This window comes from Flavobacterium seoulense, from assembly GCF_000695795.1.
GTDB classification, from domain to species: domain Bacteria; phylum Bacteroidota; class Bacteroidia; order Flavobacteriales; family Flavobacteriaceae; genus Flavobacterium; species Flavobacterium seoulense.
In genome coordinates this window covers 13,737-39,474 of the sequence record NZ_JNCA01000028.1, presented here as the reverse complement: position 1 = coordinate 39,474, position 25,738 = coordinate 13,737, and the positions used below count along the sequence as shown (strand labels likewise).

Below are 25,738 nucleotides of genomic sequence, written 5' to 3'. Positions count from 1 at the left end.
TATTCAATAGCAATTACAATGAAATCAAATAAAAAGGTACTCTTAATCAATACCCATTTAAACTATCCAAATTGGTCTGAAGGTGTATTGAATGACGCTTTCCATCAAAAAGCAAAAGCATTTTTTATCGAAAAAGGTTTTGAGGTTTTAGAAACCAAAGTAGAAGACGGTTACAATGCAGACGAAGAAGTAGAAAAACATTTGGAAGCAGATTTTATCATTTTGCAAACACCCATTAATTGGTTTGGTGCACCGTGGATTTACAAAAAATATGTGGACGAAGTTTTCAACAGCGGACTTCATAGTGCCAAATTTCTTTCAGGCGATGGCAGAACTCGTGAAGATGCAACCCGACAATACGGAACTGGCGGGAAAATGCAGGGCAAAAAGTTTATGGTTTCTTCCACTTGGAACGCACCAAAAGAAAGTTTCGATGACCCCAATCAAATACTTTTTGAAGGTAAAAGTACGGCTGATGTGCTCATTCAAATTACCAGTAATTATCGTTTTTGCGGTGTAGAAATCGTGGCTGACTATAATTGCTTTGACATTTTCAAAGATGGCGATATTGTAGGGTGTTTGGAAAATTATCCGAAATATTTGGAGAAAGTATTGGACATTTAGACCTATCAAAAACAGTAGATAAAAGTTATAAGATACTAGGTTAGCGTTGAAATTCCTTTACAAAATAACAAAGCCACTCTAAAATGAGTGGCTTTGCATTTTTTAGGAACTGTTTTAAAGACTATGAAAACTTTAAAATGGCATTAATTCCATCCACCTCCTAAGGATTTATAGATATTAACTCTGGCGGTGAGTTGCTCTTTTTTAGTTTCTACTAATTGGATTTTAGATTCTAAAGCATCACGCTGCGTTAATAAAACTTCCATATAATCGACTCTTGCTGCGCTGAAAAGTTTATTGGTGATTTCGATAGAATTAGTCAAAGCAGCTACCTGTTGTTCTTTTTGAGCATAGCTTTTACTTAGGTTCTCAATTTTAGACAAACCATTTAAAACTTCGATGTGAGCACTTAAAACCGTTTTTTCGTAATCAAAAATAGCTTGCAGTTGTTTGTCGTTAGCATTATAATAAGCAGCTTTAATTGCGTTTCTGTTGATTAACGGAGCTACCATATCGCCGGCTAAACCGTACAACAAAGATTCTGGCATTGTAGTCAGATATTTTGTCTTGAAGGATTCTAATCCTACACCAGCTCTTAACGTAAACGACGGATAGAAATTAGCTTTAGCAACCTGTGTATCCAGTTTGGCTGCCTGCAATTCATATTCCGCCTGTCTAATATCAGGACGATTAGTTAAGAGCTGTGAAGGAATACCGGCATAAATAGTATCTATTTTTTGATCTATAAAATGTTCCGAATCACGAACTATTGGCTGTGGTGAACGACCAATTAGAAAGTTGAGCTTGTTTTGTGTTTCAACAATTTCCTGTTTTACTGAGTACAATTCGCCAGTGTTTTTATACACTTCGGCTTCTAATCTTTGTACTCCCAATGCTGTAGCTTTGGCTGCCTGCATCTGAAGTCGAATGGTTCTCAAACCGTTGTTTTGCAATTCTAAGTTTTGGGTAAGAATCTCCAATTTATTATCCAATGCCTGTAATTCGTAATAAGAATCGGCTATTTCGGCAATTAGATTCGTTGTCATAAAATTCTTTCCTTCAACCGAAGAAAGATATTCCATAACCGCCGCTTTTTTAGCATTACGAAGTTTTTTCCAAACGTCTAATTCCCAACTGGCAAAGGCACCTATTTTATAATTTTGAAGTGGTTCCGGGAATTCTTTACCAGGCTTAATTTCAGTATTAGCATCATTAGCTCCCTGGCTGGTATAACGTCCGACTTTTTCCACTTCGGCAGCAGCCTGAATACCTACAAACGGAAGGTATTCTCCTTTTCGTGCCTGAATTTCATTCTTAGCCATGTCTACCTGCTGTAATAGAATATTCAGCTCCTGATTGTTTATTAAAGCGGTGTCAATAAGCGCTGCTAAGTTAGCATCATCAAAAAAATCTTTCCACTTTATTTGAGCTGAATTTGTCGTGTCACGAGTAGCCACATTCTGGAAATTTTCCGGCAAATCCTTTTTTTCCTCACGAACTGTTTTTGTAGGCACACAGCTGTGAAAAACTAAGCTAGCTAAGGTCAGTGTTAATCCTGACCTTAGGTTTTTATATTTGAAAATTGCTTTATTCATTGTTGTCTCTGTTCATTAATTCTTTCAATTGTTTCTTCATTGCTTTGAGTTTCAGTTTCAGGCTGCTTTCTCCTTCACTGGCTCTCATGAATTCTTCTGAAGCCGGTTCGGTATGTTCGTCTTGAATCAAACTACGACCATCGCTCATTTTGGCAAAAGTGTAATACAATCCAGGAATGATGAAAACTCCGAATACTGTTCCGATAATCATTCCTCCCATAGCAGAACCTCCAATAGTGCGATTTCCAATGGCTCCGGCACCAGTTGCAATAACTAACGGAATCAATCCGGCGATAAAGGCAAATGAGGTCATCAGGATAGGTCTGAAACGCAGTTTAGCTCCTTCCATGGCGGCATCAACAATACTCATGCCTTGTGCCCGCTTCTGGACGGCGACTTCGACAATTAATACGGCATTTTTACCGAGTAATCCAATAAGCATGATTACTCCAATTTGGGCATAAACGTCATTCGATAATCCCATTAATTGTAATAATGCGAATGAACCAAAGAATCCAACAGGTAACGATAGCAGTACAGCCAATGGCATTACAAAGCTTTCATATTGTGCTGCCAAAACCAGATAAACGAATATCAATACGATACCAAATACATACAAAGCATCGTTTCCTCTGTTAGCCTCGTCATAAGACAATCCTTCCCAGGCAATATCATATCCTCTTGGAAGTTTGTATTGTGCTACTTCTTTAATCGCATTAATGGCATCGGCACTGGTATATCCTTTAGCTGGTAATCCACGAATAGAAGCTGAATTGTACAAGTTGTATCGTGTAATTTCATTAGGTCCTAATTGTTTTTCTACTTTCATAAAAGCAGAATACGGAACCATTTCGCCTGCTTCGTTTTTTACGAAAAGTTTCTCCAAATCAGAAGGGATTTTTCGGTATTCAGGAGCTGCCTGAGTATACACTTTAAAGAACTGACCGAACTTGATAAATCCTTGTTCGTAAGTACTTCCGATAAGGATATTCAAATTATCCATGGCTTTACCAATAGAAACTCCTTTTTGCATCGCTGCTTTGTTATCAATATTCAGTTTTAACTGCGGATAATTGGCAGAATAAAAGGTAAAGATTCCTGTTAGTTCTTTTCGTTTTTCTAATTCAGCCATGAAATCGTTGTTTACTCTTTGAAATTCCTGATAATCTGTTCCATTGGTTTTGTCTAATAAACGCAAAGAAAATCCTCCCGAAGAACCAAATCCAGGAACTGCTGGTGGTTCAAAATATTCGATAACAGCACCCAGATTTTTGGATTTACTTTCCAGTTCTTCCATGATTTCATGTACGGAATGGTTTCTTTCGTCCCAGGGTTTTAAGTTAATCAAACAAGTTCCTGCATTCGATCCACGACCTTCAGTCATGATTTCGTAACCCGCCAAAGAGGATACTGAAGAAACTCCGTCAATTTTTTCACAAATCTGTTGTAGTTTTTTAGCAACATCATTGGTACGTTCTAATGTCGTTCCCGGAGGCGTTTGAATAATAGCATAAATCATCCCCTGATCTTCACTTGGAATAAAACCAGCCGGAAGTGCCTGATTAGTAAAATAAGTGGCACAACAGAATCCAATTAATATCCCGAAAGTAATGACTCTTCGGTTCACAATGTGCTTTAAGATACCCACATAATGTCCGGTAAGTTTTTCAAATCCTTTGTTGAACCAATCGATAAATCGATCGATAGGTGATTTTTTCTTAGCATGACCGTGATTGTGTTTCAGTAACATAGCACAAAGTACCGGTGTCAATGTCAACGCAACAACTGCCGAGATGATAATAGATCCCGCCATTGTGATTGAGAATTGACGGTAGAAAACCCCAACTGGTCCTGTCATAAACGAAATAGGAATAAATACCGAAACCATTACCAATGTAATCGCGATAATTGCTCCCCCGATTTCGCCTAATACCGCTTTTGAAGCCTTAAATGGCGTGAGATGTTCTTCTTCCATTTTTACGTGGACGGCCTCGACGACTACAATGGCGTCATCGACCACAATACCAATGGCTAGTACCAATGCAAATAAGGTAATCAGGTTGATAGACAAACCAAACATTTGCATAACGAAGAATGCTCCAATCAAGGAAACAGGTACGGCAATAACCGGAATAAGTGTCGAACGCCAGTCGCCTAAGAATAAGAATACTACAACCGAAACCAGAACAAAAGCATCTCTAAGCGTATCGATTACCTGTTCGATTGAAGCATCTAAGAAACTTGATACGTCATAACTGATTTTGTAACCAACTCCCGGAGGTAGGTCTTTTTCCAGATCTTTTAATTTGGCTTTTACATCTCTGATTACATCACTACCATTAGTTCCTAAAGTTTGCTTTAAAACGATAGAAGCTGATGGTTTACCATCTAAATTGTCGTAGATATCATAGAATTCACTTCCTAATTCTACATTGGCAATATCGCCTAATTTTATTTCCTCACCATTAGCATTGGCACGGATAATGACATCTTTGTATTCCTGAGGTTCGCTAAAACGGTCTCTATAAGTCAATACATATTCGAGCGATTGTGACTTTATTCCCGAACTTTGCCCCAGACGTCCCGGTCTTGCCAGAATACTTTGTTCCTGCATGGCTTTCATTACTTCTTCTGCCGAAATATTATATGCACGCATTCTGTCTGGTTTTAACCAAATACGCATCGCATATTTACGACTACCCAGAATTTGAGCACTGGCAATTCCGTTGATACGCTGAATTTCGCGAAGCATATTCGTATAGGCATAATTGTAAAGGAATTTTTCATCTACATTATGGCCGTTTTTGCTGTACAAATCAACATACATCAACATACTTGGCTGAACAGGTGTAATGATAACCCCTTCACGTTGTACCAAATCAGGCAATAAAGGCATCACTTGATCCACTCTGGTCTTGACCCTGATTACGGCGACGTTGGGGTCGGTACCTGGTTCAAAAATAACACGAATGGTTCCTTCTCCTGCACTGGTGGCATCGGAAGCTATGTAACGCATTCCCGGTACTCCGTTAATAGCTGTTTCCAGCGGAATTAAAGTTGATTTTACCAATACATCTGAACTCGAACCCGGATAGGCGATAAAGATGTTTACTGTTGTTGGTGCAATTTCTGGGAATTGCGAAATGGGTAATTGTTTGATAGCAAGCAACCCCATAAATACAATGATGACCGAAATAACAATCGCTAAGACCGGTCTTTGAATGAATTTTTTAAACATTTTGTTGTGTTTTTAAGGGGTTTTTACTCGGCGTAAACATCAAGAGTTGATAATACCTTTTTAGGATTTTCAACATTAAACTTGATTTTCTCGTTGTTTTTAACCAATCGTAATCCGTCTAATAGAATGTGATCGTTTACGTCCAATCCTTTTTTCACAACAAAAAGATTTTCTAAAGTAGCTCCAATAGTAATTTCTCTTTGTCTCACCACGCCATTTTTGTCAATTACAAAAACATAGCGTTTGTCCAAAACTTCAAAAGTGGTTTTTTGCGGAATGATAAGTACGTTTTTCAACGGAACCGTCATCAGGATAGTTCCTGTTTCTCCATGTCTTAAAATGCCCTGTGGGTTAGGGAATGTGGCTCTAAAGGCAATATTACCTGTTTCGTTATTGAATTCTCCTTCAATGGTTTCTACAATACCAGATTGATTAAAAACCATATCATTAGCCATTTTTAGGTTTACCTTTTGTTTTTTGTTCTTATCCGGACTCATGATATAATTCAAATATTCGGCTTCAGGAACATTAAAATAAACCCACATTTTGCTATTATTAGACAGTGAGGTTAGCAATTCGCCCTCTTCGAGCATACTACCTTCTCTTGATACCAAATGATCGACAATACCGTCAAAAGAAGCTTTAATATTGGTAAAACCAAGATGCGTTGCTGCCAGATTTATTTCGGCATTGGCTTTGTCTAATTTGGCTTTCGAAAGAGCCAATTCGTTTGCAGAAACTACTTTGTTGTCCGCCAGAAGTTTAGTGTTTTTATATTCTATCGAAGCAGCATTTCCTTCTGCTTTTGCTCTTTGTAATTCCGCCTGATACACATTTGGCATAATGCCGAATAAGGCTTGTCCTTTTTTTACTTTTTGTCCTTCGTCAACATAAATTTTCTGAAGGTATCCTTTTTCCAAGGCTCTTACTTCAATGTGCTGAATAGAGTGAATTTGGCAAACATATTCTTTGGTAATAGAAGTGTCCATTGCCACAGGATTAGTAACATTAAATGTAGCTTCTTCTTTTTTTTCTTCTTTATGGGAGTTGCAGCCAATAGTGCATAATGCGGCCATAAGACCGATGAAAATTGCATTTTTTTTCATGATGATTCTTTAACTTTTTGAAACGATGGAATGTTTTAAGCTGAAGTAATAAAACAACAACTCATGCACCTTATTTGGCTAATCTTCATTGGGATTAAAAATAGGGTGTAAGCGTATAAACACATTCGTGTTTAAAAAGTTAGAATCAAATTCGGAATACCTCGAAAATAATATAAAGTGAATTACGTGAGGGTAGGTAGGAAAGCTCTTTGCAGAAAGCCTGAGTTTTCTTAGTATAAGCTATAAAAGCTGGTGTTGTAAGCTGTTGGAAAAAAGAAAGTTGGCAAGATTGTTTTTCTACAGCCTTTTTTGCGGTCGTAGTTTCTGAATCTTCTTCTTCACTGTCTGAGCTAAGAATTTCTTTCTTTTGATAAGTTTCGAACATCGCATCAGATATTGAGGACTGATTGTCAAAAAGATGTTCTAATTTAGTTTGATCTAGTTTTTCTGTAAAAAGTGTTCGTTTTAATGAATGAGCTACCAGAGAAGTTGTAGCTAATGTATGGGCATATAAAGAGCTGCTGCTTAGTAGCATTATTATACATAAAGGGATAATATGTTTTATTGCCTTTCTCATTAAAGCGACAAATGTATATTTACTAAACTATACTGGCAAGAAGTTCTCTATAAATATTTGTTAATTCAGGATAAATGACTAAAAAACAGGGTGAAATACTACTTTTTTTGAATAAAAAAAGGTGATTGTGTTAATTTACAATGTTTTTTAATAATGGATTCTGTCAACTGAATACTGTTAACTACTTAACACCTTCCCATTCAGCATAAAACTGAGACAGGAATTTTTCCATGAATTGATGTCTTTGTTGTGCTATTTTTTTTCCCGTTTCGGTATTCATTTTGTCTTTAAGCAGCAATAATTTTTCGTAGAAATGATTAATCGTTGGCGCCTGACTTTTTTTGTATTCGTCGATACTCATGTTAGTGTTTGGAGCTATTTCAGGGTCGTAAAGCGTTCTGTTTTTAAATCCGCCATAATTGAACGTTCGTGCAATTCCAATGGCTCCCAGGGCGTCTAAACGATCCGCATCCTGAACGATATCTAATTCTATCGAATTGAATTTCTTTTCGAAATTACCTCCTTTAAAAGAGATATTTTCGATAATATTAATCACATGGCTGATAATATCTTCGGCTACATTTTGAGATTCGAGAAATTCACGAGCTACTTTTGGTCCAACCGATTCATCGCCATCATGGAACTTACTATCAGCAATATCGTGAAGTAAAGCGCCAAGCTGTATTATTTGCATGTTACAAACTTCTTCTTTAGCAATCAATAAAGCATTTTTATACACTCTTTCAATATGAAACCAGTCGTGTCCGCCTTCGGCATTTTCTAATTTTTGTTTTACAAAAAGGATGGTGCTGTTTATTAAATCTGTGTTCATGTGTAGCGCTTGGAATAAAAAAAAGCTGATTTTTAAAGTCTAATACCTCAAAAATCAGCAATTCAATGTTTTAATTAATATCAATTACAATTTCAAAAATCAATTTCAATCTGCTTTCTTAAATCTACAATCTTGCAGGTTCAACCCATTTAAAAATATGAGATTCTTTAGGGATTACTAATCTTTCTGAAATTCTAGCCATTCTTGCAGGTAATTTCATCAGGTAATCACGGGCTTTTTCGGCTTCATCTGTTAAGCCTGAGATTTTATCAATTTCCCATTTGTTGATTAGCTTTTGCATAATCTCCACATAATCATTGGCAGTGTAAACTCCAATTCGTTGTGCTGAATCTGAGAATAATTCGAATGCAGAGCTGATTTTTTGTCCTGATTCTCTCAGGAAATGCGCTGGCATCACAATTTTTGCTTTCATCATATATTGAAAAGCAAGCATCATTTCGCTTGGATCTACTTTGAAAATTTCGCTAACAAAATGGCTGTAAGCATGGTGATGACGCATTTCGTCTCCGGCAATCATCTTACACATTTTAGACAATTTTTTATCGCCATAGCTTTTAGCTAATTGTGAAACTCTATTGTGCGAAACATAAGTTGCTAATTCCTGAAAACTAGTGTAAACAAAGTTTTTATACGGATCTCTTCCTGTTCCAATGTCGAATCCGTCATTGATAAGATGCTGGGTTGTCATTTCAATTTCGCGCATGTTTACACGACCTGATAAATACAGGTATTTGTTCAATAAATCTCCGTGACGGTTTTCTTCTCCTGTCCATTGACGAACCCAGGCCGACCAACCGTTTCTTTCTTCATTATCAACTCCTTCTACTTCCATTAACCAGTTTTCATAAGTTGGAAGCGCCTCTTCAGTAATCATATCACCCACCATGGCTACCCAAAAATCATAAGGTAAATCCTTTGAGATTTCGCGTAACTCTTTTATTTCTTCTAAGAAATTATCTCCTTCAGAGTTTGGTAAAAAATCAGATGGCTGCCATATTTGCTCTACCGGAATCAAATATTGATCCATATAGCCAGTCACGTTTTTTTCCAAAAACTGCATAACTTCTAATCGAATGTTTTTTATAGACATTTTATTTATATTAAAATTTTATTCCTTTTACTACTGCACTTTCTGTCTTCTCCATTAATTCAGGAAAATTATAGTCACTCACTTTTAAAGGCTTATGAACTACAAAGGTAAGATGATTTCCTAAACCTACAGGGAAAAATCCAAATTTTACCATTTTCCATGAATTGTTAATGCTTACTGGAACAACATAAGCTGAGGGTGCACTTTTACACAATATTTTTAATCCTGTTTGGGCAAATTCCTTTGGAACACCAGTCTTACTGCGGGTTCCTTCCGGGAAAATTACTGCCGAACGTTTGTTAGTTTCAATATATTCTGATAATTTTTTAAGCTCAGGAATGGCTTGTTTGGGATCTTTTCGATCAATTAAAGCACCACCTCCGTGTCTTAAATTATAAGAAACACTCGGAATTCCCTTACCTAATTCTTTCTTGCTCACAAATTTACAGTGATAGCGACGCAAATACCAAATCATAGCTACAATATCATACATGCTTTGATGATTAGCCACAAATATTAACGGAACACCTTCGGGGATGTTGTTCCGGTTTTCAAATTTATAAGTCGTACCTACTAAGTTAGTGCATCTTAATAAAAAAAAGTTCAAATAATCAACGCTTTTTTTATGTGCCTGATAACCAAAAACATTCAGGCAAATCCACTGAATAGGATGGAAAATCACTAACGTAAGTCCAAAACACAAATAATAAATTACGGATATAGGATACGAAATAAGTTTTTGCATTCTTAAAAAATTAGCTGCAAAAGTATGAAATAATTTTTTAGTGCTATTTAAATCCCAAATAATAATAGGTTTAGTGTTAAATTGTACCTTTGTATGCTAAAAAATATGTTTCCCCTGTAAAAATGAGCTTTAATTATCCGAAAAACGAAAAACTAAAAAGTAAAATCAGCATTGGGTTGTTGTTTTCTGAAGGCAAATCGGTTTCTAAATATCCGTTGCGATTGGTTTATCATTCGGGTTCTTTAAATGAAAACGAGAAGATTAAAATGGGCGTTTCTGTTTCTAAAAAAAATTTTAAAAAAGCTGTTGACAGAAATCGTTTCAAGCGTATTCTTCGTGAAACATACCGACTCAACAAACACATTCTTCTTGATAATTTGGATAAACCATATGCTTTTATGTTTTTTTACCAAACCAAAGAGCGTTTGACTTATGAAGAAATCAATACTAAAACCATTCAATTATTTGAAAAGTTTGTAGCTCAGAATGTGAAAAAAGAATCTTCTGAAAAAGAAGATGAATTGGGTAAATAATATAGAAAATTATGAATAATAAAAATGATATTAACTCAAAATTTCAATTTATGTCAGAAGTTATTTCAGCAGAATGTTTTCATAGTTTATTCAAAGAATTTATAGAAGAAGAATCATTAATTACAGAACAAAAGCAAATTGAATTATTAGATGTTCTGGGAGAAAAATTTGTAAAGTTTTATAATATACATGAACTAAAAGAAAACGAGCGAAAATTTATTTCTGACCGGTTAATAAAATTGACACATTTTTCTGATATAAATAGAATTTCTGAATTAATTGGCTTGATGTTCTCATTTGTAGATAAAACATATTATGAGTTTTTACTAAATAGTTTAGAAACTAAGCAGTTAAGCTATGAAGTACAAAAGGAAATAACAGAAAGTACTAAAGAATTTAAAAAAACATATTTTAATATTTTATAAGCCTATTTAAGACTCATATCTGCGCATTTGTAAATTCTGTAAAATATCTTTTGGTAAGTAAAAAGTCTTTCAGTACAATTATATTGCAAATGATTTATCAATTTTATTATTGATGATTTATTTTTACTTTAGTAGCCAACAATATACTCCACCATCATGATTCGCCTCTTAAAAAAAAGATACATAGTTCCGGTAGTTGCTTCTGCATTTTTATATGTTGGAGTTAGTTTTAAAGACAACTTTTTCGAAATTGCTAAGCAGCTGGAAATTTTCACAACGCTTTTTAAGGAATTGAATACAAATTATGTAGATGCTACAAATCCGGGCGAATTGATGGATAGTGCAATCAAAGGTATGCTGGCGAGTTTAGATCCGTACACGGTTTATTTCAACGAACAGGATGTTTTGAAATTTAAAATTAATAATACGGGTGAATACACTGGAATTGGTGCTTTGATTACGCAAAAACCAGGAAAGCTGATTATTAGAGAAATTTATAAAAATTTCCCAGCTGATAAAGCAGGATTCAAAGCCGGAGACGAAATTATTCAAATAGGCGATGTAGCACTTGCTGATTTTAAAGACGATGCTTCCCAATTGTTGAAAGGAGCTAAAAACACTAAAATTGATATAAAATACCAGCGTCAGGGAAAGGTGAATACTACTCAGATTTCTCTGGATGAGGTCGAAATAAAATCGGTTCCTTATTTTGCTAAAATTGATGATGAAACAGGTTATATTGTTCTAAGTCGTTTTAATAAAAAGGCTTCGAATGAAACCAAAGAAGCTTTATTGGAACTTAAAAAACAAGGTGCACAACGTATCGTATTGGACTTAAGAAACAATCCTGGTGGACTTTTAGGTGAAGCGGTTTCTATTTGCAATCTATTTGTTCCAAAAAATGAAGTAATTGTAACTACAAAATCTATTAATGAGAAGCATAATAATACCTATAAAACTCCTTTTGATCCGGTAGATTTAGAAATTCCGTTAGTTATTATCGTTAATGATAAAAGTGCTTCGGCATCCGAAATTGTTTCAGGTGCATTACAGGATTTAGATCGTGCGGTAATTATTGGAAGTAGAAGTTTTGGGAAAGGTTTGGTTCAAAAACCTGTTGATTTGACTTATAATACCCAATTAAAAGTTACTATTTCCAGATATTTTACACCTTCGGGCAGATGTATTCAGGCGCTTGATTATGCCCATAAAGAAAACGGAGTGGCAGTTAGAACTAAGGAAGCTAATTATAATTCGTTTAAAACCCGCAAAGGAAGAACCGTTTATGACGGAGGCGGAATTTTGCCCGATGTTGAAATTAAAGAAGCAAAAACGAGTGTTATTGCTAATGCTTTGCTTAAAAACGACGGGATTTTTAATTATGCAACATTGTATTATTACAAGAATCCAAATTTAGGTAACCAAATTCCAAATTTTACGAATGCTGATTTTCAGGATTTCAAACAGTATTTAAAAAATCAGAAACTATCTTTTGATACCGAAACCGAAGTGGCTTTGAAAAATACTTTGGCTATTGCCAAAAAAGAAGCTATTGACGGCGTAATTAGTAATGAATACAACCAATTACTGGCTGCAGTTCAAAAAAGTGAAGCGACTCAGTTAGATAATAATCAGGAAGAAATCAAGGATTTAATTCTGGAAGAACTCATAAAAAGATACCAGTATCAGGAAGGATTTTACGAATATTATATGAAATCTAATTCGGAGATTAAGAGAGCCGTTAGTATTTTGAATGATACAGCAGTGTATAAGAATATTTTAAAACTTTAATGATAAAATCGGCGTTAATAGTTTTTCTTTTTGTCTCTGGCGCATTGTTTGCTCAGGAGAAGAAAATTGGAACCGTTTATTTTGAGTTTAATAAATACAATATTGATGCTGCACAGGAACAACTTGTTCGGGATTTTGTTAAAGAAATTGATACCACACAACTGGAATCTATCCAAATCTATGGCTATTGTGACGATAGAGGTGATAATGATTACAATTTAAAATTATCAAAAAACAGAGTCAATACGGTAAAAAGTATTTTGATTGCCAATGGATTTGATAAGAATAAAATGGTCATTATTGAAGGTAAAGGACGTATTCTTATTGATGATTTTTCGGGAGAAACGCTGGCCGATATTCGTTCTAAAAACCGAAGAGTCGATTTATTGATTGTAAAGAAAAATAGTTTTGGTAAAGGAATTTATAATTCGCTTCAGGAACATCATGAAGTAGGCGATCGCATTTATCTTGAAAACATTTTTTTTGATTTAGGGAGTAGCAATCTTACACTTTCTTCTCAAAAAGAATTGAATAAAATTGCCGAAATACTTCAAAGAAACAAAGCAATAGAATTTGAAATTCGCGGACATGTTTGTTGTACGCCCGATGTTTATAAGGATGCCATTGACCGCGCCACTAAGGAAAGAAAACTCTCTATGAACCGGGCAAAAAGCGTTTTTAGGTATTTAATTTCTAAAAATGTAAACAGTTTACGAATGAGTTATAAAGGTTTAGGAAACCAATTTCCGCGGGGCAGAGGAGATGATTATGACCGAAGAGTAGAATTTTTAATCACTAAGAATTAATTTTTACTGTCAAACATTGCCATAATTTTTGATTTTTCCTTTACGGGCGGTTTTTTGTTGATTTTAACCGATTTTATAATTGCTTCCAGTTCCAACATCAAATCTCTCTTTTCTTTTGAAGGAGAGTAGCAAAAACCCTCTAAAACCAGTATGCGGTCATTCTCTTTGTCAACTATGGCATAATTGATAAATGGTCCCGACATGAAATCGTTTTTCAGTTCCCAGGTTCCTTTCGTTTCATAAGCTCTTTTATGGTCAAGAACAATATTGAAAAAATAAGGAGCATAAGCTTCTTCAGTAATCATATCGGTATTTAATTCTTTTCCGTGAATGTACAGTTTTCCAATAGAATCTCTCATTTTGATAATATTAGCAATCTTACTGTTTTTGTTTTCGATAGTACTAATAGGAACTTGGTATAGCAACAAACTTGTATTCCCACTGATAATTTCTTTTTTAAACCAGGCAAATCCTTCTTTTTGAAGCATCAATTGATAATTTGCCGGAACTTCAAGATTGATATTAAAGTTTTCTTTGAAAAATTTAGGACTCAAAAGTGACTTTCTGTTGATACGCTGGAATTCTTCAATTTCTGTCTGATGAATGGTTTTTACTATTTCTGCAGCGTTTTTTTGAATAAGACACAAGATATCATCGGCTACTTTTCCTGATATATGAAATACATTTTGGGGAGAAGCATATTGGTTTTTTACAATTTTAAAATTCTCTTTGGTATCTTTTTTTATAACGATAATATTTCGGCTATCAGTCATAAAGCCTTCCATTAATTTTACAGGATATTGATTAATGTTGAATAGCGGTTCTTCCTGAGGTAATCCAATTACGGGTGAAGCAAATTTATTTCGAATGCTATCGCCAATTTCGCCATTCCACAATAAATCATCAATAATTACAGAGACATTATTGATTTTTCCAGTAGTTTTTTTAGCATATTTATTTTCCTGTTTACAAGAGGAAATTAAAAAGATGGAAAAGAAAAGCAATATAAAATGGATCTTATTCATTTTGTATCGATTGTAGCTTTATTCAGTTTTTAGTAATTCTTTGTTTTAATAATAATTTACCTAGCTAATATCGTTCCAATTTTACAGATATTAGATAAAAATATGATATATATGCTTATTATATGCAAAAAGGGCTTTATTTGATAACCAAATAAAGCCCTCTTGTATGAATTTGCGATGAAAATTAACCGCCTATTTTTAATTTCATTCCGGGTTTGATTTCTTCGCTTCCTATATCATTCCATTTTTTGATATCTGAAACCGTAACTCCAGGGTATTTTTTTGCAATGCTAAACAATGAATCTCCTTTTTTTACAAAATAATCGTGTTGAGATGTTTTATTGTTTTTCTTGAAAGAAGCAACCGAAGCATTAGTAGTATTGATGGCAACTTCATTTTTAGCCACAATTAATGTTTTTCCTAATGCAATATTGTTGTCAGCAAGGTGATTCCATTCTTTTAAATCTGAAATAGGAGTTCCAAATTTCTTCGAAATGTTTCCTAAATTATCTCCTTTTTGAACTGTGTATTCAATGTTTTTAAGTTCAACCGGAGCAACAGCAACTGCCTCTTTAACTTCGATTTCTTTTTCAGCAATTTGCAGTGTAGTACCTACTTGGATTGTGTTTCCGGTAAGTTTGTTCCATTCTTTAATTTGAGCAACAGTTACGTCGTTTTCCTGAGCAATACTGTTTAAGTTATCGCCTTTTTGAACAATGTAATTGGAGTTTTTAGCAGCAATTAAACTATCTGCTTTAACTTCTTTTTTGATTTTATCGTTCTTGCTAACTGAAGCAATTGTATTGTTATTTTCAGGTGCAATTATGGTTAAGACTTTTCCATAAGCAATTGAATTATTGCTTAGCTTATTCCATTTTTTCAAATCGTTAATATCAACATTGTATTGATTCGCAATACTGCTTAAATTATCGCCTTGTTTTACTTTGTAATATTGCGTTACACTGCCAATAGGATACGATGTTGGTTTTTCAACCGCAGCAGCCACCGCAGTAGTTGTATTTTTAAACGGACTGGTGTTTTTTGCATCTAATTCATGCTGAATGTATGCATAGATTTTTTCTTCGTTAGAAACAAAAACGCCCATTTTGTCTTTTGGTAATCGTAAAAAATGACTTGTGTCTCTGTAATTAGGAATTACATTGAGCTTGTACGAAGGATTTAATAATTGTAATTGCGAAACAGGCATGTCTAATAAATCAGCGATTTGCTTGAACGACATCTGTTTTTTTATCATTACCGTATCAGTAGCAAAATGCTGAACGATAGCTTTGTTTGGTTTAATTCCGTGCTCATTATGGTATTCGTACAAATACATAGTCGCTAAGAAAGCTGGAACATAACCTTGAGTTTCTTTTGGAAGATGCGGTTTAATGCTCCAAAAATTTTGTTGTCCGCCTGAACGACGAATTGCTTTTGAAACATTTCCAGGACCTGAATTATAAGAGGCTAAAACCAGTTCCCAATCGCCAAAAATGGCAAACATATTTGACATATATTGCGCAGCTGCAGCTGTAGCTTTCAACGGATCACTACGTTCGTCAATATAAGAATCAATCTTTAAATTGTATTGTTTTCCAGTGTGATACATGAATTGCCAAAGTCCAGTAGCGCCCATTCTTGAAACTGCTTTTGGGTTCAATGCCGATTCGACAATGGCTAAGTATTTTATTTCTAAAGGAACATTTTGTCTGGCAAAGGTTTCTTCAAACATTGGAAAATAATATTCTGAAATTGCCATTAAGCGTTCAAAAGATTTTTTTCTGTTTTTTAAGAAAGATTTGATAATGTTTTCTAATCCCTGATTATACTGAATGTTAAAAGGAGATTTAGCATTCATGGCTTCCAGACGGGATTTTAATAACTCAGTAGGTAATTCATAATCTACTTTTTCATCCGTATTGATGTTTTCAATATCCTTAGTGATGTCGTTGTATAAATCCAGATTAGTTAATTCTTTGGTCCACAAACTGTCGACACAGCTGGCCATATCATCGTGCACAAAGCTTTGTTTAATAGAATCTAAGTAAGAAAGCTTGGTTTCTAAAACAGCAATTCCCTTGTTTTCGGCAATTTCTTGCGAAAACAGGGGAACTGTTAGTAGTAGAAAAAATGATACTGTTATTTTTTTTATACTCATATTTTTATTGTTAACGCGCTTAATTTTAAACAATTACAAAAATAGTAATGCAAACTTAACAGGTTAAAACTAAAAAATTCAATAAATATTGTTAAAATTGTGATATTTAATTCAAAATAGCAGCAATTCCAGGTAAAGTTCTACCTTCAAGCATCTCTAACATGGCACCTCCACCTGTAGAAACGTAACTCATTTTGTCTTCAAAACCAAATTGTTTTACTGCTGCAACTGAATCTCCACCACCTACAAGTGAGAAAGTTCCGTTAGCAGTAGCTTCTGAAATATAGTTACCTAAAGCAATAGTTCCTTTAGCAAATGTTTCCATTTCGAAAACTCCTAATGGACCATTCCAAAGAATTGTTTTAGAATCTAAAATTACTTTTTTGAAGTTAGCTAATGATTTTGGACCCGCATCCATTCCTTCCCAACCGTCAGGAATATTAGTTACATCAACGACTTGTATGTTAGCGTTATTAGAGAAGTCATCTCCAGCCACAACATCAACCGGAATGTGAATTTGAACTCCTTTTTCTTTAGCTAATCTTAAAATTTCAAGAGCTAATTCTTGTTTGTCATCTTCGCATATAGAGTTTCCAATTTTTCCTCCTTGTGCTTTAATGAAAGTAAAAGTCATTCCTCCACCAATGATCATGTGATCTACTTTGTCAAGAATGTTTTCGATAACTGTAATTTTTGAAGATACTTTAGAACCTCCAAGTATAGCAGTAACCGGTTTTTCGCTGTCTTTTAATACTTTGTTGATGCTTTCAATTTCTTTAGCTAATAAAGCACCAAAACATTTCGCTTCCGGGAAAAACTGTGCAATAATTGTAGTAGAAGCGTGAGCTCTGTGAGCAGTTCCAAAAGCGTCATTTACATAAATATCTCCTAATGAAGCTAATTCTTTTGCAAAAGCAACATCTCCGGCTTCTTCTTCAGCATGAAAACGTAAATTTTCTAATAATAAAACTTCACCAGCTTTTAAATCATTCGAAGCTTGTTGTGCTACTTCGCCCACACAGTTTGAAGCAAATTTTACAGGAACTCCAAGGATATCACTAGCTGTTTTTAAGATATGTTTTAATGAATATTTTTCTTCAACTCCTTTTGGTCGACCTAAATGTGACATTAAAATTACACTTCCACCATCGGCAAGAATTTTGTCAATAGTTGGTTTTGCAGCATCAATACGGGTAGTATCGGTAACATTAAAATTTTCGTCTAGTGGCACGTTGAAATCAACACGTATTATTGCTTTTTTATTTGCAAAATTAAAATCGTTTAAAGTCTTCATTAGTATAATTTTAGTTTATTTATTTTTTTGAAAGTGAAACAAATATAGAACTTTTCTAGTAGTAATAAATTTGAAAATTCCAAAAAAATTAATTTTTAGCAACGAAAACGATGTAAACTCACAAATAATTTTATTTATGTCCTCTAATTTAAAAAAATGCCTGCAAAAGTTAAATTTTGTTGTTCTAAAAGGGTAATAGTGAGTTCTAATTATTGAGGTAGAAATCATTTTTATTGCGGTATTCACCTGGAGTCAGACTCACTATTTGTTTGAAAATTTTAGAAAAGTGCGGCAAATTAGAAAAACCCGTATCTAAGGCAATTTCCAGAAAACTCTTATTTGTAGTTGCAATAAGGTATTGCGCCCTTTCAATCTTTTTTTCGTGAATATAATTTAGAGGTCGTTGTCCGGTATGAATTAGAAATTGTTTCGAAAAATAATCCTGATTTTGATTGACTCTTTCGGCTAATTCTGCCACAGTGAGATTTTCACCTAAATGTAGCTGTACATAACTCATAGTATCTAAAATTTTTGAAGGTGTACCTTGAGTTGTGGTTTGTTTGAAATTTTTAGTATTCAAAAATCCGGAAATTAACAGCAGCAATGTTCCTTGGTTTTCAAACTTTAGATGCGGTTTGAGTTCGTTATTAAGGGATTGGTATTCCTTATAATACGCTTCTTTTTCATAGACTTTAGGATTATTCGATCGGTTAATTCCTCTTCCCGGATTGTTCTGAAGCATTTGTTTGATAAGAATAATGTCGGTTTCAGTGGCGGGTAATTTCATCACATTCCTATTCTGGTTAAATAGCGAAATCCCATCAGGAGATTCCTCAAAAAACTGGATGAAATATTGACTCAAATATTCCTCACAATTCAAATTGCAAATGGTAAAACTAGGTATAAGATATAAATAACCAGGTTCTAAAATTAATTTATCGGAATTGTTTGAAATAGATCCCATTCCTTCATCAATGTAATACAGTCGATAATAAGGACTAATTACATTGTTAAAATTCCAGTTGTTGTTAAGTTTCACATAATCAATGTGTAACAGTGAAAACGAATATTTGAAAGTACTTTTTGACATAATAATAGTAAAAGGATGAAAAAAATCGTTTTTGAGTAATAAAAAATCGTTTTTGAATAATTAATTCTACATGTGTCTATTCTACATTTGTTTCGTTGAATTAATACAAATTAAAGTAATAAAATGTTAATAATAAAATTTTACCCTTAAATAGTTATGTAATACTTATTTTATTTCATATTAATAAATATTTATAATTAAATGTCAGCTTGTTTTTTTAGCTGAAATCGCTGTTGTATAAATACAATAAAACGGAAATATATAATACCCTCTTTAATATAAAGTATATTCCTAACTATTTTTCATACATTTTTTTAACCTTCAAAAACCAAACTAATTATGACCAGAAAATTTTTAAAAAAGACAATATTTTATATGATATTGTTTATTGGGCTTCTTGCCAATGCTCAGGATGTTCCTGTAAGAGGAAAAGTTACTTCAGCTGTTGATGGACAAACAATTCCGGGAGTAAATATTGCTGTTGATGGTACCAATAAATCGACTACAACAGATTTAGACGGTAATTTTACAATCAATGCGTCAAAAAATGATATATTAACTTTTACGTTTTTGGGATATATCACTCAAAAAGTAAATGTTGCGAATAAAACAGTTTTAACTATTTTTTTAAAAGAAGAGTTGAGCCAGCTAGAAGAAGTGGTTGTTGTGGGTTATGGTACTCAAAAGAAAGTAAATTTAACAGGATCTGTAAGTTCGATTTCAACAAAAGAAATAGAAAATCGTCCTATTACTCAGGCATCACAAGCCTTATCAGGTTTAGCAAGTGGTGTAACAGTACAACAAGGTTCAGGACGTCCTGGAAATGATGGTGCCTCGATTCGTTTGAGAGGAATAGGTACTTTTTCCGGAGCAGGAAATGATCCTTTAGTTTTAATTGACGGACTTGCGAGTTCATTGAATGATGTTGATCCAAACAACATTAAAAGTATTTCGATACTAAAAGATGCAGCATCGGCTTCTATTTATGGAACTCGTGCCGCTAATGGAGTAATCCTTATTGAAACAAAAAGAGGAAGAAAAGGCGAATTGACAGTAGGTTATAATGGTTATGTTGGATTTCAAAAAGTAACTGCATTACCAGATTTTGTTGATTCTGCGACCTATGCAACTTTACGTAATGAAGCAAATGCAAATGTGAATAACGGCGGTCCTTCTTACACTCATGCTGAAATAGAAAAATTTAGAAATCAATCCGATCCGGATAATTATCCAAATGTTCCCCATTTGAAAAATCTTTTGAAATCAGGTTCAGGATTGCAAATGAGTCATAATTTTAGTTTTACTGGAGGAGATGAAAAAAATGCTTTTCTTTTGTCTTTAGGATATCTTGATCAGGACGGAATAGTAGCTGAAAATAGTTATAAAAGATACAATTTTCAGTTGAATTTTGACAGCCAAATAAAAAGCAATTTAAAGCTTAAAACGAATTTAAGTGGGTATGCTGCAAATACAGATGAGCCTCGTCATATTGGTGGCGATATGACAAACATGATTAATTTTGCAGTGAGACAAGGCCCTGTTTTCGCTGGAAAAAAATCAGATGGAACTTATGGTTATCAGGATAATTATAGTCCTCAAGCCTGGTTAGATAGTGAATCTTTTACTAATAGAAAGAATAAATTATTTTTAGGAGGAACAGAGCTGGCCTGGGATTTCATGAAAAACTTTACATTGAGTGGTAAAGTAGGTTACCGTTATACCAATTATCGTGATAAAGAATTTCTTTCTGATTTAAGATTTGATGCTAATAAGTATGTTGGGCCAAATAGTCTAAGAGTAAATTCTGGTTTTGATCATACTATTACATTACAATCTCTTTTAAAATATGCTGTAGATATTAATAAGCACAGTATAGCTGCTCTAGCTGGATATTCTCAGGAAGAATTCCATTCTGAATCTGTTTCTGCTTTTAGAGATAATTTCCCTAACAATTTGTTGTATGAAATTAACGCAGGTTCTTCAAGTAATATGCAAAATTCTGGTTCAGCTGGAGAATGGGGATTAAGATCTTATTTCGGTAGAATTAATTATTCGTTTAACGATCGTTATTTGTTTGAAGTAAATGGTCGATATGATGGAACATCTAGATTTATTGCTGATGGAAGATGGGGATTTTTCCCTTCAGTATCAGCAGGATGGAAAATTTCGGAAGAGAATTTCCTGAAAGATGTGCAATGGATAGACAATTTGAAATTTAGAGCGTCATGGGGGCAACTTGGAAACCAAAATATAGGGAATTATCCATATCAAAATGTTATTGATTTAGGTGATAATTATACTTTTGGAGGAACCCTTGTTTCCGGAGCTCGATTAAGAAGGTTGTCTAACTCAAATATTAGCTGGGAAACTACTACGGTTACTGATTTAGGATTAGATGTTAATTTATTTGATGGGAAATTCAGTATGGTTTTTGATTATTTTGACAAAACTACTTCTGATATTCTGGATGTAATAAGTGTTTCGGGTGTATTAGGTCTTGATCCGCCTACAGTAAATGCAGGAGAAGTGAAAAACTCTGGCTTTGAAGTTTTACTCAATTATCAGGATAAAATTGGAGGTGTTAATTTCAGTATATCGCCTAATTTTTCTTATACTAATAATAGAGTTACTAAATTATCTACTGGTTTAGATAGAGATATAAACAGAGGCTTATTTGTGGGTCATTCTGTAAATTCAACTTACGGTTATGTAGCTGATGGCTTATTTGTGGATCAAAATGATGTAGCTAGTTATCCTACTCAGCCTTATGCAGCAGAACCAGGATTTGTAAGATATAAAGACATTAGTGGTCCTAATGGTGTACCAGATGGAAAAGTAGATGCTACTTATGATCGAAAAGTGATCGGTAGTTTTTTTCCAAAATATTCTTTCGGAGCTAATTTACAAGCTGACTATAAAGGTTTTGACGTATCCGTTCTTCTACAAGGTTTAGCTGGTTTTAACAGACAAATAGGTGCTTATCAGGCATATGCATTTTATAATGGTGGACAAGTACAGAAATGGCAGGAAGAGAACAGGTGGACTCAAGAAAATCCTGATCCTAATGCTAAATACATCAAACTAACGAGTCTTAATCAAGGAAGTGGTACCATTGCCCCATCAACATTTTGGGATAGAAATGCCAGTTTTTTAAGAATTAAGAATGTACAAATAGGATACAATTTCCCAAAAGCTTTATTAGACGCATTAAAAATTCAAAAACTAAGAATTTATGTAACAGGTCAAAACCTACATACATTTAATAGTTTTTACAAAGGATGGGATCCTGAAATGAGCCAATCAACTGGAGATAATAGTCCGTTTTACCCTATTACAAGTGTATATACTTTAGGACTAAACTTAAACTTTTAGAGATACTAATTCGTTAAAAAATATAAAATTATGATTACTAATATTAAACAATATAGAAACATTAGAAGCCTGGCTCTAAAGTTCTGCCTATTTGTATTTGTTTTATCAAATAGTGCCTGTTCGGATGATTTCTTCGATAAAAATCCGCTTGATGCAGTTTCCGATGCTACTTTTTGGAAATCAGAATCCGATGCAAACCTAGCCTTAGCTGGTTGTTATAATAATGGAGGTGCATGGAATGGAGAAGATTTTTGGACTGCCAGAGGGATCATTTATCTTGATTTTATGGCAGGTTTTGGATCTGAAAAAGAATTAATTCCAGATCGTTTTACAGATGGAACATTAGACCCAACCAATGGGACTGTTAGAGCATATTGGAATAACTCTTATAGAAAAATTACAGCTTGTAATAACTTCCTGTCCCATATTGACGGTATTGTAATGGATGAAAATACAAAGGCAATAATGAAAAGTGAGATTAGAGCAATAAGAGCCTATCAATATTTTAATTTAGCTTTTTTCTTTTCAGATGTACCATTTACTACAAAGGTTTTAACTATTGAGGAAGCCAACAGTATTCCCCGTACTCCTAAAACAGAGATTATGGATTTCGTAGAGAAAGAATTAGAGGAAAGTGCTGTGATTTTACCAAAAACGAGACCCACTACTGAAGATGGGCGTATTACTTCGGGAGCTGCTCTGGCAATTTTAGGGCGTGTTCAAATGGCTAATAAAAAATGGGGACCAGCAGCTATTACTTATAAAAAAATTATAGATAGTCAGGCTTATGCTTTAAATGCCAGTTTTAAAACGATGTTTAATGCTAATAATGAGATAAATAAGGAATTCATTCTTACAACTCAATATCAGGAAGATGTTTATGGACATGTTCTTCCTCAGTATCTTTATCCAGAGGCTTATGGCGGTTGGCACCAATTTTCTCCTTATAACGAATTAGTAAAGCAATATCAATGTAAAGATGGTTTAAGTATTGATCAATCTCCTTTATTTGACCCAGCAAACCCTTATAATAATAGAGATCCAAGGTTAGATTATACTATTATGATTTCGGATAGAACGGTATTTCAAGGCAAAACTTTTGTAAGCAGACCTGGTTCTGGTTCGCCTGATGCATTTACCAGATACAACTGGAGTGGCTATTGTATTAATAAATTCATGGATCCGTCATTTGATGGAAATTTGATGAACTATGGAGGAAACTGGAGTATTATTCGTTATGCAGAAGTATTATTGAGTTATTTAGAGTCTAAATTAGAAGCCGGCGAAGCTATAAATCAAGCATTATTAGATGAAACAATTAATAAAGTGAGGTCAAGAGCAGATGTGAATATGCCAGCAATAACAACAACTAATACAACTGAATTAAGAAATAAAATAAGAGTGGAGCGTGAAGTAGAGTTTGCATTTGAAGGACTTCATTATTATGACATCTTGCGATGGGGTGTTGCTGCTGAAAAATTAAATCGTCAGTTTACAGGTATGAAATTAACAAATGATCCTGCTAATTATACTGCCTTTAAAGTTGATCAGGATGGTTATTTGATTTATCAAAAAAGAAATTTTGTTAAAGGAACAAATGAACTCTGGCCTATTCCTCAGGCAGAAAGAAATGTTAATACTAAATTGACTCAAAATACCGGATATCCTAATTAATTATTTTTCATTTCCTGTTTTTTCAAACAGGAAATGAAATTTTTTATGACTATTAAGTTTAAAAATAAATTCAAAAACACATGCAAAGAAGAAGTGCTTTAAAACTAGGTGTCTCAGCGTTAGCGGGACTTTATTTATCTCCTTTATTGGGTTATTCTAAAATTCTTGATACACCAGTTTTTAAGGGAACTTTTGAGCCTACATGGGATTCATTGGAGAAATACCAGGTTCCAGATTGGTTCCGTGATGCTAAATTTGGAATGTGGGCACACTGGGGACCGCAGTGCGAACCCGAAGCAGGCGATTGGTATGCTCGTGGAATGTATCAGGAAGATTCCTGGCAATATAAATACCATGTGGAAAAGTACGGGCATCCATCAAAATTTGGATTTAAAGATGTAATCAATATTTGGAAGGCCGATAATTGGAATCCTGAAGAATTAGTCAATTTATATAAAGATACTGGAGCCAAATATTTTATGGCAATGGCAAACCATCATGATAATTTGGATTTGTATGATAGTAAATATCAACCGAATTGGAATTCGACAAAAATGGGGCCTAAAAAAGATATTATTGCCGGATGGGAAAAAGCAGCGCGAAAAGCTGGTCTTCCTTTTGCGGTAAGTGTTCACGCAGCGCATGCCTGGAGTTGGTTTGAAACGTCACAACGTTCAGACAAAAAGGGTGCTCTAGCGGGAGTTCCTTACGATGGAAAATTAACTAAGGCTGATGGAAAAGGAACTTGGTGGGAAGGTTTAGATCCTCAGGAATTGTATGCGCAAAATCACCCTTTGAGTGAAAATAGTCTAAATGATGGAACCATTCATAGTCAATGGAACTGGGGAAATGGAGTAGCAAAACCGTCAGAAGCCTATATAGAAAATTTTCATGACCGAACGATTGATTTAATTGACAAATACAATCCGGATTTGGTTTATTTTGATGATACGGCATTACCGTTGTGGCCCATTAGTGATGCTGGTTTGCGTATAGCAGCACATTTATACAATAAAAGTCTCCAAAAAAACAAAACCGTTCAGACAGTAGTCACTGGAAAAATTCTGGATGAGCAACAGCGTAAAGCCATGGTTTGGGATATTGAAAAAGGACAAAGTAACAGCATAGAACCATTGCCTTGGCAGACCGATACTTGTATTGGGAACTGGCATTATGATCGTGGAGTTTATAAAGACAAACGCTATAAATCAGCTAAGACTGTTATTCATACTTTGATAGATGTGGTGAGTAAAAATGGGAATTTAATGTTGAATATTCCAGTGCGAGGAGACGGGAGTATCGATGAATTAGAACGCGAAATTGTGAAAGAGATTGGAGTTTGGATGAAACTAAACAGTAAAAGTATTTATGGAACCCGTCCCTGGAAAATATTTGGTGAAGGCCCACAACAGGCAAGTGCCGGAGCTTTAACCGCTCAAGGGTTTAACGAAGGAAAAGGAAAACCGTATACTTCAGAAGATATTCGTTTTGCACAAAAAGACAAAATACTGTATGCAACAGTAATGGCTTGGCCTGAAAACGGTATTGCAGTTATTAAAAGTTTAGGAAAATCGAATCCACATCATACTGAAAAAATAAAACAAATTCGATTAGTGAGTACAGGTGAAAAATTAAAGTTCAAACAAAATTCAGATGCTCTGGAAGTGTATTTTCCAAATCAAAAACCAGAAGCTTTTTATGCTAATGCTTTGGAGATTTTATCATAGTGTAAGTTGATTTGT

19 protein-coding genes are annotated in these 25,738 nt (G+C 34.2%); 8 read left to right on the top strand and 11 right to left on the bottom strand.

Going from position 1 to position 25,738, the window contains the following annotated elements:
* Positions 1 to 18 precede the first annotated feature (18 nt).
* A complete protein-coding gene (locus tag FEM21_RS13635) occupies positions 19 to 624 on the top strand; it encodes an NAD(P)H-dependent oxidoreductase (protein ID WP_035661400.1) in 606 nt (201 codons plus the stop codon).
* A gap of 143 nt (positions 625 to 767) precedes the next feature.
* Here the strand turns inward: FEM21_RS13635 and FEM21_RS13630 are convergent, their stop codons facing one another.
* From FEM21_RS13630 to FEM21_RS13600, 7 genes are all read right to left on the bottom strand, one after another.
* A complete protein-coding gene (locus FEM21_RS13630; RefSeq protein ID WP_035661397.1) occupies positions 768 to 2,219 on the bottom strand; it encodes a TolC family protein in 1,452 nt (483 codons plus the stop codon).
* Complete coding sequence (locus FEM21_RS13625; RefSeq protein WP_035661395.1) at positions 2,212 to 5,457, bottom strand: efflux RND transporter permease subunit; 3,246 nt, start codon at positions 5,455 to 5,457, stop codon at positions 2,212 to 2,214. The genes FEM21_RS13630 and FEM21_RS13625 overlap by 8 nt, the downstream gene beginning before the upstream one ends.
* 23 nt (positions 5,458 to 5,480) lie before the next feature.
* Complete coding sequence (locus FEM21_RS13620; RefSeq protein ID WP_035661393.1) at positions 5,481 to 6,563, bottom strand: efflux RND transporter periplasmic adaptor subunit; 1,083 nt, start codon at positions 6,561 to 6,563, stop codon at positions 5,481 to 5,483.
* Positions 6,564 to 6,708: 145 nt separating this feature from the next.
* The gene (locus tag FEM21_RS13615; RefSeq protein WP_152547415.1) at positions 6,709 to 7,098 is read right to left on the bottom strand and encodes a hypothetical protein; all 390 of its coding nucleotides are present in this window, start codon (positions 7,096 to 7,098) and stop codon (positions 6,709 to 6,711) included.
* A 223-nt stretch (positions 7,099 to 7,321) separates the two neighbouring features.
* Positions 7,322 to 7,972, bottom strand: coding sequence for an HD domain-containing protein (locus tag FEM21_RS13610; RefSeq protein ID WP_035661388.1), 651 nt, complete (start codon positions 7,970 to 7,972; stop codon positions 7,322 to 7,324).
* 124 nt (positions 7,973 to 8,096) lie between these two features.
* Positions 8,097 to 9,083 (bottom strand): acyl-ACP desaturase, encoded by a 987-nt coding sequence (locus tag FEM21_RS13605; RefSeq protein ID WP_035661385.1) that lies wholly within the window; start codon positions 9,081 to 9,083, stop codon positions 8,097 to 8,099.
* Between the two features lie 10 nt (positions 9,084 to 9,093).
* Positions 9,094 to 9,828 carry a lysophospholipid acyltransferase family protein gene (locus FEM21_RS13600; RefSeq protein WP_035661382.1) on the bottom strand — a complete coding sequence of 245 codons (735 nt, stop codon included), beginning with the start codon at positions 9,826 to 9,828 and terminating at the stop codon, positions 9,094 to 9,096.
* A gap of 122 nt (positions 9,829 to 9,950) precedes the next feature.
* On the opposite strand from FEM21_RS13600, the gene rnpA reads away from it, so the two are divergent.
* The 4 genes from rnpA (at position 9,951) to FEM21_RS13580 (ending at position 13,383) form a co-directional block, all read left to right on the top strand.
* Positions 9,951 to 10,361, top strand: coding sequence for a ribonuclease P protein component (gene rnpA / locus FEM21_RS13595; protein ID WP_035661379.1), 411 nt, complete (start codon positions 9,951 to 9,953; stop codon positions 10,359 to 10,361).
* Between the two features lie 50 nt (positions 10,362 to 10,411).
* Complete coding sequence (locus FEM21_RS13590) at positions 10,412 to 10,786, top strand: hypothetical protein (RefSeq protein WP_152547414.1); 375 nt, start codon at positions 10,412 to 10,414, stop codon at positions 10,784 to 10,786.
* Positions 10,787 to 10,942: 156 nt separating this feature from the next.
* Positions 10,943 to 12,577 carry a S41 family peptidase gene (locus FEM21_RS13585; protein WP_035661372.1) on the top strand — a complete coding sequence of 545 codons (1,635 nt, stop codon included), beginning with the start codon at positions 10,943 to 10,945 and terminating at the stop codon, positions 12,575 to 12,577.
* Entirely contained in the window at positions 12,577 to 13,383 is an 807-nt protein-coding gene (locus FEM21_RS13580) for an OmpA family protein (RefSeq protein WP_035661369.1), read from the top strand. Before FEM21_RS13585 ends, FEM21_RS13580 begins: the two co-directional genes overlap by 1 nt.
* Here FEM21_RS13580 and FEM21_RS13575 read toward each other — a convergent pair.
* The 4 genes from FEM21_RS13575 to FEM21_RS13560 all read right to left on the bottom strand — a co-directional run bounded on the left by FEM21_RS13575 (position 13,380) and on the right by FEM21_RS13560 (position 18,950).
* Complete coding sequence (locus FEM21_RS13575) at positions 13,380 to 14,408, bottom strand: DUF4837 family protein (protein ID WP_051627608.1); 1,029 nt, start codon at positions 14,406 to 14,408, stop codon at positions 13,380 to 13,382. The genes FEM21_RS13580 and FEM21_RS13575 overlap by 4 nt on opposite strands.
* A gap of 184 nt (positions 14,409 to 14,592) precedes the next feature.
* Complete coding sequence (locus FEM21_RS13570) at positions 14,593 to 16,566, bottom strand: LysM peptidoglycan-binding domain-containing protein (protein WP_035661365.1); 1,974 nt, start codon at positions 16,564 to 16,566, stop codon at positions 14,593 to 14,595.
* 106 nt (positions 16,567 to 16,672) lie between these two features.
* The gene (locus tag FEM21_RS13565; RefSeq protein WP_035661362.1) at positions 16,673 to 17,860 is read right to left on the bottom strand and encodes a phosphoglycerate kinase; all 1,188 of its coding nucleotides are present in this window, start codon (positions 17,858 to 17,860) and stop codon (positions 16,673 to 16,675) included.
* 205 nt (positions 17,861 to 18,065) lie between these two features.
* Positions 18,066 to 18,950, bottom strand: a complete 885-nt coding sequence (locus FEM21_RS13560) for a helix-turn-helix domain-containing protein (protein ID WP_035661358.1) — start codon at positions 18,948 to 18,950, stop codon at positions 18,066 to 18,068.
* A 375-nt stretch (positions 18,951 to 19,325) separates the two neighbouring features.
* Here FEM21_RS13560 and FEM21_RS13555 point away from each other — a divergent pair, with 375 nt between their 5' ends.
* From FEM21_RS13555 to FEM21_RS13545, 3 genes are all read left to right on the top strand, one after another.
* Complete coding sequence (locus FEM21_RS13555; RefSeq protein ID WP_236353649.1) at positions 19,326 to 22,322, top strand: SusC/RagA family TonB-linked outer membrane protein; 2,997 nt, start codon at positions 19,326 to 19,328, stop codon at positions 22,320 to 22,322.
* 30 nt (positions 22,323 to 22,352) lie between these two features.
* Positions 22,353 to 23,996 (top strand): RagB/SusD family nutrient uptake outer membrane protein, encoded by a 1,644-nt coding sequence (locus tag FEM21_RS13550; protein ID WP_051627607.1) that lies wholly within the window; start codon positions 22,353 to 22,355, stop codon positions 23,994 to 23,996.
* 80 nt (positions 23,997 to 24,076) lie between these two features.
* On the top strand, positions 24,077 to 25,723 hold the full coding sequence (locus FEM21_RS13545; protein WP_035661353.1) for an alpha-L-fucosidase: 1,647 nt from the start codon (positions 24,077 to 24,079) through the stop codon (positions 25,721 to 25,723).
* Positions 25,724 to 25,738: the final 15 nt, after the last annotated feature.